Here is an 11,174-nt window from a genome sequence, read left to right as displayed (position 1 = left end):
CCCCCCATCCCCACCCCGCTGGAAGACGCGATCCGGGCTCTGAACCCCGATGATCTCTCTCCCCGGGACGCGCTGGATGCGCTATACGAACTGAAACGCCTCGCCTCAGGAAACGGCACTTGAAAGAAAACTCTTTCTGGGGCGAAACTCCCTCTCTTTCCTTCGCTGACGATACGGATAAGCCCCTGTCTGACCGAACCGCCTCCCCCTCGTGCGACCCGGCCTCCTCCCTGCAGACCGCTCTCGATACGGCTGCGGCGCAGGGCCAGACGACCCGCGAGAACGTCCTCTCGATCCTGCGGCGGCATCTCGGCAGCGGTAACGCCACTGTCCGTCATGAGTTCGAAAAGCGCCGGATGTCGGGAATCGACGCGGCCCGCGCCCTCGCCCACCAGGCCGACGACATGGTCTGCGCGCTGGCCGAACTCGCCGCACAGAAACACGAAGCCCCCGGCGAGTCCCTCTGCCTCTGCGCCACCGGCGGCTACGGCGCAGGCCTCCTCGCGCCCTTCAGCGACATTGACATCCTCTTCCTGATCCCCGGCGACCCGACCCCGGCCATGACCACCCGGATCGAGTTCATCCTTTACGCCCTGTGGGATCTCGGCCTGCGCGTCGGCCACGCCACCCGCTCCATTGCCGAGTGCGTCCGCGACGCCGACAGCGACCTCACCATCCGCACCGCCCTTCTCGACCTGCGCTTCCTGCACGGCGAGCGCGGCCTTGCCCGCGACCTGCGCTGCGCACTCGGCGCCGATCTGCAGAACGACCGGCTCTGCGAGTTCGTCATGGGCAAGATCGGCGAGCGCGAACAGCGTCACCGCCGTTTCGGCGACAATCCCTACATGGTCGAGCCCAACATCAAGGAAGGCCGCGGCGGTCTGCGCGACCTGCAAACCCTCAACTGGATGGGCCGTGCCGCTCTGGGCTGCGCCGTCTCTACCTCGGATCGCAACGGCCAGCCCGCCGAGGCCCCCCAGCCCCCCTCTTTCGCCTCCTTCGGCCTGCTGACAGACCGCGAATCCCTGCGCGCCCGCCGCTCATGGGACTTCCTGTGGACCGTCCGCCTGCACCTGCACTACATCACCGGCCGCGCCGAAGAACGCCTGACCTTCGACGTCCAGCCCGTCATCGGTGGCCGCATGGGCTACGCAACGCACGGTCGCCAGCGCGGCGTCGAACGCTTCATGCGGCACTATTTCCTCACCGCCCGCGACGTCATGCGCCTCACCAGTGTGCTGCAACCCGTCGTGCTGATGCATCTTCAGGACCAGACCACCGGCGAGCCACCCAAAATCGTCCCCGGCCCCGAAGAGTTCCAGACCATCGCCGGCCGCATCTGCCCGATCGAGCCCGTGACTTTCGCGGCCCAGCCCCGCGAAATGTTCCGCCTGCTCGACTGCGGCCGCCGCCACGACCTGCCCCTGCATCCCATCGCGATGCAGCAGATCATCCGCAACGAACGCCATGCCGTCACCCTGCGCGACGATCCCGAAACCGCCAAAATTTTTCTGGACCTGCTCTGTGAGCCCAGCGCGGACGAAACCAAAGCCGTCCCCTTCTGGCTCCCGATCCTGAACGAGACCGGCCTGCTGGGTCGCCTCCTGCCGGACTGGTCCCGCGTCGTCGGACAGATGCAGTTCGACAGCTACCATATCTATACGGTCGACGAGCACATCGTCGAAGCCGTCCGCACGATGGGCCAGATCGAAGCCGGCCGCATGGCGGACGAGATCCCCCTGGCTTACGCGCTGGCCAGCGACCTCCGCTCCCGCCGCGCGCTCTACGTCGCCGTCCTGCTGCACGATATCGGCAAGGGACGCGGCGGCGACCATTCCGAAATCGGCGCCGACCTCGCGCTCACGATCTGCCCGCAGCTCGGCCTCGACCCCGAGGAAACCGACACCGTCTCCTGGCTGGTACTGCACCATCTCCTGCTGTCCCAGACCGCCTTCACCCGCGACATCGACGATCCCCGCACGATCCTCGACCTGGCCGACACCATTCAGTCCCCCGAACGCCTGCGCCTCCTCCTGCTCCTGACCATCGCCGACATGCGCGCCGTCAGCCCGAAGGTCTGGAACGCCTGGAAAGCCACCCTCCTTCGTGAACTTTTCTCCCGCGTCGCCGAGGTACTGGAAGGGGGACTGGCCGCCACCGAGCGCGACAGCCGCGTCAACCATGCCCGCGAACTCGCCCGGGACGGCCTCACCGGTACCCTGCCCGAAAGCAGCATCGACCGCTTCCTGGACCTCGGCTATCCCAGCTACTGGCTCGGCTTCGATACCGACACCCAGATGCGCCACGCCCGCATGGTCCATGACTCAGACCGCTACCGCTCCCCGGTCACGGTCGAAGCCTACCCCATCCCCGAACGCGGCGTCACCGAACTCACCGTCCTCTGCGCCGATCATCCGGGCCTGTTCTCCCAGATCGCAGGCGCCCTCGCCGTCGCAGGTGCCTCCATCGTGGACGCCCGCATCCATACGCTGAGCGACGGCATGGCCCTCGACACATTCTGGGTGCAGGACGGCGAAGGCTGCTCTTTCGAGGAAACGCACCAGCTCGGCCGCCTGAACCACCTCGTGGAACAGGCCCTCTCCGGCCGCCTCGACATCCGCAAGGGCATCGAGGACGCCAGTCACCACAGCACCTCGCGCCGCATGCGCGCGATCCACGTGCCGCCCCGCGTCGTCATCGACAACACGGCTTCGGACCGTCACACCGTCATCGAAGTCAACGGCCGCGACCGTCCCGGACTGCTGCACGACGTCACGTCTGCCCTCAGCAGCGCGTCACTCCAGATTTCGTCGGCCCATATCACGACCTACGGCATGCGCGCCGTGGACGTGTTCTATGTGCGGGACCTGCTGGGCATGAAGATCACCGATCCGGTCCGTCTCGCCCGCCTGCGCGAAACACTGCTCGCCTCCCTCACAAGCTCTCCGGTCACTACCCCCGCGAGCTGAGTGCTTCGGCGACCTCCCGCAGCACGGCCTCCCATCCCGCGGCAACCGCCGCACCGGAGGGCGGCCGGAACTGCCGGACATCCCCGTACCAGTCCACATCCTTCCACCGCCAGTCGCCCCCCTCACGGTTAAGCAGCCATAACGGCCGCCCCAGCGCACCCGCCATATGCGCCACCAGCGTATCCACGCTGATCACAAGCGCACATCGCTCCACTGCCCGCGCCAGATCCACAGGCGTCTCAAGTGAAACCCGCTCCATCCAGTCCGGCACCTCGCCGCGCTGAAGTGCCACAAACCGCACGCCGTACACCTGCCTCAACACATCCAGACATGCGACCGGAACCGACCGCCTCCGATCAAACCGGTAGGACGGATTCCCCGACCAGCAGACCCCGATCCGCCCCGGCTCAGGCTTTTCCGCAACCGCCAGATACGGCTCTGTTGATGGCACGTCGTCCACCCCAAGCACCGCCGGCAGACTCAGCAGACTGACCTCCGCCGCAACCGGCCCTTCCGCTGACAGAATCCGCCCCTGATCCAACTCCGGCATCAGAGCCGCCAGCGCAGCAGCCCTGAACCTCAGCCGCAACGGTCGCCGCTTTGCCGCCTGCATCAGGAAGCGCAGAAACTGCACCTCATCGCCCAGCCCCTGCTCACCCACAACGGCCACAGGCTCTTCTCCCGCCGAGCCATCCCATTGCGGAACATCCGAAGCCAGACGCAGCAGCGACCGACGGCTCTCGAAATCCCGCCACCCTTCCGCAAACCGCCCCTGTCCCAGCAGAATGGTCGCCCGGTTGAAGCGCGCCCGATCCGCCTCCTCTCCGCTCTCGCGCCTCACGATCGCCCCAAAAAGGGCCTCGGCCTCTTCCAGACGCCCGATTTCCATCAGCACCGTCCCCAGACTGTTGGCGATCCGCCCATCCGAAGGCCGGAGCTGCAAGGCTTCCCGCAACGTCTCACAAGCCGCGCGAAGATCGCCCAGCGCCATCTCCACCAGCCCCAGACTGTTGAGCGTCTCCGCAGTTCGCGCTCCCCATTCACAGGCCTGCGACAGAACTGTCGCCGCTTCGTCGAACGCATTGCAGGCAAATAACGCTGCCCCCAGATTGGCGAGCGCGCTCCCATCCTGCGGTCTGCGATTCACGACTCTCCGGAACTGACCGACAGCCTGCTCCGCCAGCCCGTCATCCAGAAAAAGCGCTCCGAGACGCGTTCTCACGAAACTGTCATCCGCTGAAAGAGCAACCGCTTTTTCCAGGGCCGCACGGGCCTCGCCCCGACGTCCCAGCCTTTCAAAAGCCTCGCCCAGAGCCGCATGCGCACGGGGGTCGGAAGGCTGCAGAATCACCGCTACATTCAGTGCCGCGCGCCCTGCTTCGGCATGCCCCTGAGCTATAAGCGCAAGCCCCAGCGTGATATGCATCCGGGCCTTCCGATCAGGAGAAATGCCGTTATTCTGCAACGCCCGCCCCACCAGTGCGATAGCCGTAGCATCCTGTCCGCGCGCGCGCGCCAGACAGGCCATGCCATGCAGGGCATCGGGCTGTCCCGGCTCCCTGGCCAGGATGTTACGAAAATCCTGCTCCGCTCCGGCGAAATCTCCTGCACGGAAACGGGCAAAGGCGGCTTCGGTCGGATCGGCAGAAAACAGAGGCATCATCAACTCTTCGTGCTCCGAAAATGCCACAAAATCCAGATAGACAGGCGTTAACGAAGTTTTCACAGTTATTTGGTCAAAACCGTAAATCCAAGTACCGTGTCAGAGGTTTTCAGACGATGCATCTTGAACAGAGAACAGGCCCGGTCCCGGGTCTGGTGTACGCGACGGTCCGACAGGGAATGACCACCCGGACATTTCCCATCGAGGTGCGCCGGACTGCTTCGGGCCATTACATCTCCCGCATGCCTGACAACCGATGGTCGATCGAGTGCCTGACCATCGAAGCCGCACTCCTGATGCATGCCGCCGTCCTGTTCCCCGTCGAGCACGAACTCTCGCCCTGGCTTTCCAATCCCAAACCCTCGCCCCGCATGGTCGAGCGTCTGGCCAAAGCCGCCGAAACCCATCCTGACGGTGCAAAAGACAATACCAAAAAAGAACCCCAGTCCTGACCTGATGGCACGTTCAGACCACTTCTGACTTGCCAAACACGGCTGGCGGGGCAATGTCAGAGGCATGAAAACCCGTCTCCTGCACGTCGTCGCCGCGACCGGCCTTGCGGCACTGGCCGTCATGGCCACCCCCGCCAGAGCGGATCATCCCTGGCAGGACGCTCCCGTTCAGGCGTCCATCACAGCAGACGCAACGCTCCCGGGCCTACAGCCCACAACGCTGCTCGCCGCCGAAAACGGGACCTATCTGGCCCTCGACACCAACGGGCATCCCGTCCGGATCGACGCCACCAATACGCTCTCTCCTCTTCCCGGTCCCAATCAGCCCACGGATCGCCTGGTCGCCCTGACCCGGTCCGGCACTGAGCTGTGGGGCCTGGCAGCCGGGGCACAGCCTGCCCTCATCCGAATGTCGCAGGACGGATCGGTCCAGTCCCGCATTCCCCTGAGCGGCGCCACGGTGCAGGGCAGCAACCTGATCGCCCTTCAGGTCCACGATACACACGCCTATCTCGCCGATGAAGGCAAACCCGCCCTCGTCGTGGCAAACGTCCAGACCGGCAAGGCCACGCGCTTCCTGCCCTACGACATGTCCCTCACCGGCCGCCACCCGCTCCTGCGCAACAACCAGCCGCGCATGGGTCCCGACGGACATCCCATGGCCGGTGGTAATGTGCGCTTCCTCATGCTGGATGCGAAAGGCCAGTGGCTCTTCTACCAGCCCGCCTGCGGACCCATGTCCCGTATTGAAACCGCCCTGCTGACCGATACGACCTTCACCGCCGTCGAACAGCTCGACGGCATCACCGAGTGGCGGACAACCCCCAGCCTCGGGGGCGCGACCCTGAATCCGGATGGCACCTTCTACCTGTCCGACATCACCGTCGGCAGCATCCTGAAATTCGGCAGCGACCGTATCCCGCTGCGGATCCTCCGTGACCAGCGCCTCTTCGATGCAGGCGCCCCCGCCGTCTCCGACAGCCATCAGATGGCCGTTCTGGCCACGGAAGATGGCACAACCCACATTCTTCGCATCGCCTTGCCCTGACAGGACGTGATATAAATTCCCCCATGCGCTACCGATCGACCCGCGGCGAGCTGACCGCCGACGCCCCGAACTTCTCTGACATCCTTCTCGCAGGCCTTGCGGGAGATGGCGGTCTCTACATGCCGGAGAGCTGGCCCAGGATCAGCCCGCAGACCCTGCGCGAGTGGCGTACGCTCTCCTATCCGGACCTCGCCGCCGAAGTCATCGCCCTCTTCACCGAAGGTGCGATCGACGTCGACACCCTGCGCGACATGACGCGGGACGCCTATGCGGATTTCGATCACGCCGCCGTCGTCCCGCTGGTCGAGGTCGAACAGGACCTCTATTCCCTCGAACTGTTCCACGGCCCGACGCTCGCCTTCAAGGACATGGCGATGCAGATGCTCGGCCGCCTGTTCGACCACGTCCTGACCCAGCGCAACCGCCATGTCACGATCGTCGGCGCAACCTCTGGCGATACCGGCTCGGCTGCTATCGAGGCCTGCCGTGGCCGCGAACGCCTCTCCGTCGTCATCCTGCACCCCAAGGGCCGCACGTCCGACGTCCAGCGCCGCCAGATGACGACCGTTCAGGACGACAACATCCTCAACATCGCCGTCGAAGGCGATTTCGACACCTGTCAGGATCTGGTCAAGGCGATGTTCGCCGACCACGCTTTCCGTGACGAGGTCTCGCTCTCGGCCGTCAATTCGATCAACTGGGCCCGCATCGCCGCCCAGATCCCGTATTACGTCCGTGCCGCCCTCGCTCTCGGCGCGCCGGACCGCGAAGTCTCCTTCTCGGTCCCGACTGGCAATTTCGGTAACGTCCTCGCCGCCTGGGCCGCAAAGCAGATGGGGCTGCCCATCAAAAAGCTCTGCATCGGCTCCAACCGCAACGACATCCTCACCCGTTTCGTCATCGACAACGACATGAGCGTGCGGACGGTCGAGCCCAGCCTGTCGCCGTCGATGGACATTCAGGTCTCGTCCAACTTCGAGCGTCTGCTGTTCGAACTGCTGGACCGCAATTCCACCCGCTGCGCCGCCATCATGCGCGAGTTCCGCGAGACCGGCCGCATGGCCGTCCCGCATGACGCCTGGACCCGCATGAAAGAGGTCTTCGAGGGCATGACCCTCACCGACGAACAGACCAGCGAAGCCATGCGCCTGTTCTACAATGAGAGCCTCTATCTCGCGGACCCGCACAGCGCGATCGGCCTCGCCGTCGGCAAGCGTTTCCAGGAACCCGGCATCCCCATGGTCGCGGCCGCCACGGCCCATCCGGCCAAGTTCCCGGACGCCGTCATCGCCGCCACCGGCATCCACCCCAAACTCCCGCCGCACCTGTCCGACCTGTTCGAGCGCACCGAGCGCTACGAATGCATGGACAGCCAGATTGCCGGCCTTCAGGACGCCGTCCGCGCCCATATCCGGCGCGGCTGATCGTCCAACACAGGCTCCCCAGCCGGGGAGCCTGCCTTCCTTCGACAATACGGAACCTCATGCCCGATACGATTGAAGTCACCAGACTCGATAACGGCCTGACCATCATCACCGAACGGATGGACCGCGTTGAAACCGTGTCTTTCGGAGCCTATGTCTCCATCGGCACACGCGACGAGACCGCTGATAACAACGGCGTCTCCCACTTCCTCGAACACATGGCCTTCAAGGGCACCGAGCGCCGCTCCGCCTCCCGCATCGCCGAGGAAATCGAGAATGTCGGCGGCTACATCAATGCCTACACCGCCCGCGAAACCACAGCCTATTATGTCAAGCTGCTGAAGAACGACCTCGCCCTCGGCGTGGATATCATCGGCGACATCCTGACCCACAGCACGTTTCTGGACGCCGAAATCGAGCGCGAACGTGGTGTGATCCTTCAGGAAATCGGACAGGCCAACGATACCCCGGACGACATCATCTTCGACCAGTTCCAGGAACGCGCCTTCCCCGAGCAGCCCATGGGCCGCCCCACACTGGGTTCGGAAGAACGCGTCTCAACCATGACGCGCGACACGCTCATGTCCTACATGCGCGAGCACTACACGACCCACAACATCACCATCGCCGCCGCCGGAAACCTGCATCACCAGCAGGTCGTCGATCTGGTGAAAGAACACTTCCGCGATCTCCCCACCCATCAGACGCCCCGCCCCCGCGCCGCGTCCTATGAGGGTGGAGAACTCCGCACGACCCGCGAACTGGATCAGGCCCATCTCGTCATGGGCTTCCCCTCGGTCAGCTACATGCACCCCGACCACTATGCGGTCATGATCCTCTCGACCCTGCTCGGCGGCGGCATGTCTTCGCGCCTGTTCCAGGAAATCCGCGAGCGCCGCGGCCTGGTCTACAGCGTCTATTCCTTCGCCTCCCCCTTCAGCGACAGCGGCCTGTTCGGCCTCTATGCCGGCACGGGCGAGGAACAGACCGCCGAGCTCGTCCCCGTCATGATCGACGAACTCAAGCGCCTTCAGGACGGCCTGAGCGCGGAAGAGCTCTCACGCGCCCGCGCCCAGCTCAAATCCTCGCTCCTGATGTCGCTGGAAAGCACCGGCAGCCGCTGCGAGCAGCTCGCCCGCCAGATCCAGGTCCATAACCGCCCCGTCCCCACGGCCGAGACCGTCGGCAGGATCGACGCCGTGACGGAAGACGACATCCTGCGCGTCGCCCGCACGATTTTCTCCGGCACGCCGACCTTCACGGCCATCGGCCCCATCGACAACATGCCCTCGCTCGAGGACATCACAGCAAGGCTCGCCGCATGACCACAACGCCCGTCGAAGCCCTCCTCGCCGCAGCCCGCCGCCATGGTGCCGACCATGCGGACGCCATCCTCGTCCGCGACGAGTCCGAGTCCGCACTCGTCCGCAAGGGCGTCCCCGAAGGCATCGAGCGCTCCGAAAGCGTCGCCCTCGGCCTGCGCGTCTTTCGCGGCAAGCGGGCCGCAACGGTTTCGACGAGCGTTCTGAACGAGGCCGAGTTCGACCGTCTGGCCGAACAGGCCTGCGCCATGGCCCTCGTGGTCCCCGAAGACCAGTATGCCGGCCTTGCCGAAGCCGCCCTGAAAGGCCGTTTCGACGCTGCCGGACTGGACCTCGAATGCAGCTCCGCACCGAGCATGGACGACCTCCTCGCCCGCGCCCGCGAAGCCGAGGACACCGCCCTCTCCTTTGAAGGCATCACCAACACCAACGGAGCCTCCGCCGGTCACGGCCGCACCTCGGTCGCACTCGGCACCTCCGCAGGCTTCTTCGGCGCCTACAGCCGCACCGGACATTCCACCAGCGCCAGCGTCCTCGCCGGCGAAGGCGCCACGATGCAGCGCGACTACGCCTATCGCAGCGCGGTGCATCTCGAAGACCTCGAAAGCCCGGCCGTCATCGGCCGTGAAGCCGCCGAGCGCGTCCTGGCCCGCATCAATCCCGGCCGCCCCCGCACCGGCACCTACAGCGTCATCTACGATCCGCGCGTCTCCAGCACCCTGCTCGGCCATCTGGTCGGCGCCATCAACGGTGCCGCCATCGCCCGCGGCACATCCTTCCTCAAGGACAGCCTCGGCAAGCAGATTCTCTCCGCCGGCCTGACCGTCCATGACGATCCGCGCCGCATCCGGGGTGCCGCCTCCCGCCCCTTCGACGCCGAAGGCTGTGCCGCCCTGCCGCTGGACCTGATCGCGGACGGCATCCTCCAGACCTGGCTCCTCGACTCCCGAAGCGGCCGCCAGCTCAACATGCCCACCAATGGCCGCGCGAGCCGTGGCGTCGCTTCACCGCCCTCCCCGAGTGTGACAAATCTTCATCTCGCACCCGGAACCCTTTCTTCCGAGGCCCTGCGTTCCGATATCAGTGAAGGGATCCTGATCACCGAACTCATGGGCTCGTCGGTCAACATGCTGACCGGTGATTACAGCCGTGGCGCTTCGGGTTTCATGATCCGCAACGGCGAAATTGCCGAACCCGTCGCCGAACTCACGGTCGCGGGGAACCTGAAAGACATGTTTGCCCGCATGATTCCGGGCAGTGACCTAATGTTCCGGCAGAGCGTTAATGCGCCGAGTATCCGGATCGACGGCATGAACATTGCAGGACTTTGATGCGTAAATTCCGACTTTCTTCGACCGCCCTCGCCCTCCTCTGCGCTGTCAGCCTAGGCGCTTTGGGAACAGCGGATGCACGCCCGGGCGGCGGCAGCTCCATCGGAAGCCGCGGCTCCCACACCTGGAGCGCCCCCCCGCGCACCTCCATCACGCCCGGCTGGGCCCGCCCGATGGATCAGTCCGCCACACCGCGCACGCCGCCGCCCGGTTACGGTTCGCCGGGCTATGCCAGCCCGCGTCCGATGCCCGGCTACGGCGCCCCGGCCTACAGACCCTCCTACCCGGTCCGCCATCCGTTCCTGAGCGGCTTTGCTGGCGGCTTCCTGGGCGCAGGCCTGTTCGGTCTGCTGAGTGGTCACGGCTTCATGGGCGGCATGACCGGCGGCACGTCGTTCTTCGGCTTCCTGCTACAGGTCCTTATCATCGGCGGCCTGATCGCCTTCGTCCTGCGCATGTTCGGTAACCGTGGCCAGCGCAGCCCGATGGGCATGCCCTCTTCCACAGGCGCCCCACCCTTCGGCAATGCAGGCGGCAGCACACCGGTGACGCTGACCAATGACGACTACATGAGCTTTCAGCGGCTCCTGCTCGACATCCAGGCGGCCTGGAGCGCACAGAACATGCGCGCCCTCGCCAGCATGGCCACTCCGGAAATGACAGGCTATTTCAACGCCCAGCTTTCCGATCTGGCGAGCCGCGGCGCACGGAACATCGTCTCCAACGTCCAGTTCCAGCGCGGAGACCTCTCCGAAGCATGGCGCGAAGGCAACCTGACCTACGCTACGGTCGCCATGCGTTATTCCATGACGGACGTCACCACGGACTCCATGGGCAACGTCATCGACGGCAGCTCCACCGAGCCCGTCACCGTGACCGAACTCTGGACCTTCGTCCGCGCCGATGGCCGCGGCAACTGGATCCTCTCCGCCATCCAGCAGGCCGGCTGAAAAGCCCCATAAACA

8 protein-coding genes are annotated in these 11,174 nt (G+C 65.3%); 7 read left to right on the top strand and 1 reads right to left on the bottom strand.

Going from position 1 to position 11,174, the window contains the following annotated elements:
• Nucleotides 1–119: 119 nt before the first annotated feature.
• Entirely contained in the window at nt 120–2,969 is a 2,850-nt protein-coding gene (locus KP701_RS14100; protein ID WP_215747587.1) for a [protein-PII] uridylyltransferase, read from the top strand.
• On the opposite strand, the gene KP701_RS14095 is transcribed toward KP701_RS14100, so the two are convergent.
• On the bottom strand, nt 2,953–4,632 hold the full coding sequence (locus KP701_RS14095) for a lipopolysaccharide assembly protein LapB (RefSeq protein ID WP_215747586.1): 1,680 nt from the start codon (nt 4,630–4,632) through the stop codon (nt 2,953–2,955). The genes KP701_RS14100 and KP701_RS14095 overlap by 17 nt on opposite strands.
• Nucleotides 4,633–4,811: 179 nt before the next feature.
• On the opposite strand from KP701_RS14095, the gene KP701_RS14090 reads away from it, so the two are divergent.
• The 6 genes from KP701_RS14090 to KP701_RS14065 all read left to right on the top strand — a co-directional run bounded on the left by KP701_RS14090 (nt 4,812) and on the right by KP701_RS14065 (nt 11,159).
• Nucleotides 4,812–5,084 (top strand): hypothetical protein, encoded by a 273-nt coding sequence (locus tag KP701_RS14090; RefSeq protein ID WP_225198366.1) that lies wholly within the window; start codon nt 4,812–4,814, stop codon nt 5,082–5,084.
• Nucleotides 5,085–5,148: 64 nt separating this feature from the next.
• A complete protein-coding gene (locus KP701_RS14085) occupies nt 5,149–6,132 on the top strand; it encodes a hypothetical protein (RefSeq protein WP_215747585.1) in 984 nt (327 codons plus the stop codon).
• A 23-nt stretch (nt 6,133–6,155) separates the two neighbouring features.
• Nucleotides 6,156–7,556 carry a threonine synthase gene (gene thrC / locus KP701_RS14080; protein ID WP_215747584.1) on the top strand — a complete coding sequence of 467 codons (1,401 nt, stop codon included), beginning with the start codon at nt 6,156–6,158 and terminating at the stop codon, nt 7,554–7,556.
• 59 nt (nt 7,557–7,615) lie between these two features.
• On the top strand, nt 7,616–8,881 hold the full coding sequence (locus KP701_RS14075) for a pitrilysin family protein (RefSeq protein ID WP_215747583.1): 1,266 nt from the start codon (nt 7,616–7,618) through the stop codon (nt 8,879–8,881).
• Entirely contained in the window at nt 8,878–10,209 is a 1,332-nt protein-coding gene (locus tag KP701_RS14070; protein ID WP_215747582.1) for a TldD/PmbA family protein, read from the top strand. Before KP701_RS14075 ends, KP701_RS14070 begins: the two co-directional genes overlap by 4 nt.
• Nucleotides 10,209–11,159, top strand: a complete 951-nt coding sequence (locus KP701_RS14065; RefSeq protein WP_215747581.1) for a Tim44 domain-containing protein — start codon at nt 10,209–10,211, stop codon at nt 11,157–11,159. The genes KP701_RS14070 and KP701_RS14065 overlap by 1 nt, the downstream gene beginning before the upstream one ends.
• Nucleotides 11,160–11,174: the final 15 nt, after the last annotated feature.

The sequence above is a fragment of the Gluconobacter sp. P1C6_b genome (genome assembly GCF_018811945.1).
GTDB lineage: Bacteria > Pseudomonadota > Alphaproteobacteria > Acetobacterales > Acetobacteraceae > Gluconobacter.
The sequence above is the reverse complement of the archived record's forward strand: the minus strand, read 5'-3'. Positions and strand labels throughout refer to the sequence as shown.

Coding starts and splice junctions, on each gene's coding strand:
- KP701_RS14095 (WP_215747586.1), bottom strand. CDS start 4,632: ATGATGCCTCTGTTTTCTGCCGATCCGACCGAAGCCGCCTTTGCCCGT.
- KP701_RS14090 (WP_225198366.1), top strand. CDS start 4,812: ATGACCACCCGGACATTTCCCATCGAGGTGCGCCGGACTGCTTCGGGC.
- KP701_RS14085 (WP_215747585.1), top strand. CDS start 5,149: ATGAAAACCCGTCTCCTGCACGTCGTCGCCGCGACCGGCCTTGCGGCA.
- thrC (WP_215747584.1), top strand. CDS start 6,156: ATGCGCTACCGATCGACCCGCGGCGAGCTGACCGCCGACGCCCCGAAC.
- KP701_RS14075 (WP_215747583.1), top strand. CDS start 7,616: ATGCCCGATACGATTGAAGTCACCAGACTCGATAACGGCCTGACCATC.
- KP701_RS14070 (WP_215747582.1), top strand. CDS start 8,878: ATGACCACAACGCCCGTCGAAGCCCTCCTCGCCGCAGCCCGCCGCCAT.
- KP701_RS14065 (WP_215747581.1), top strand. CDS start 10,209: ATGCGTAAATTCCGACTTTCTTCGACCGCCCTCGCCCTCCTCTGCGCT.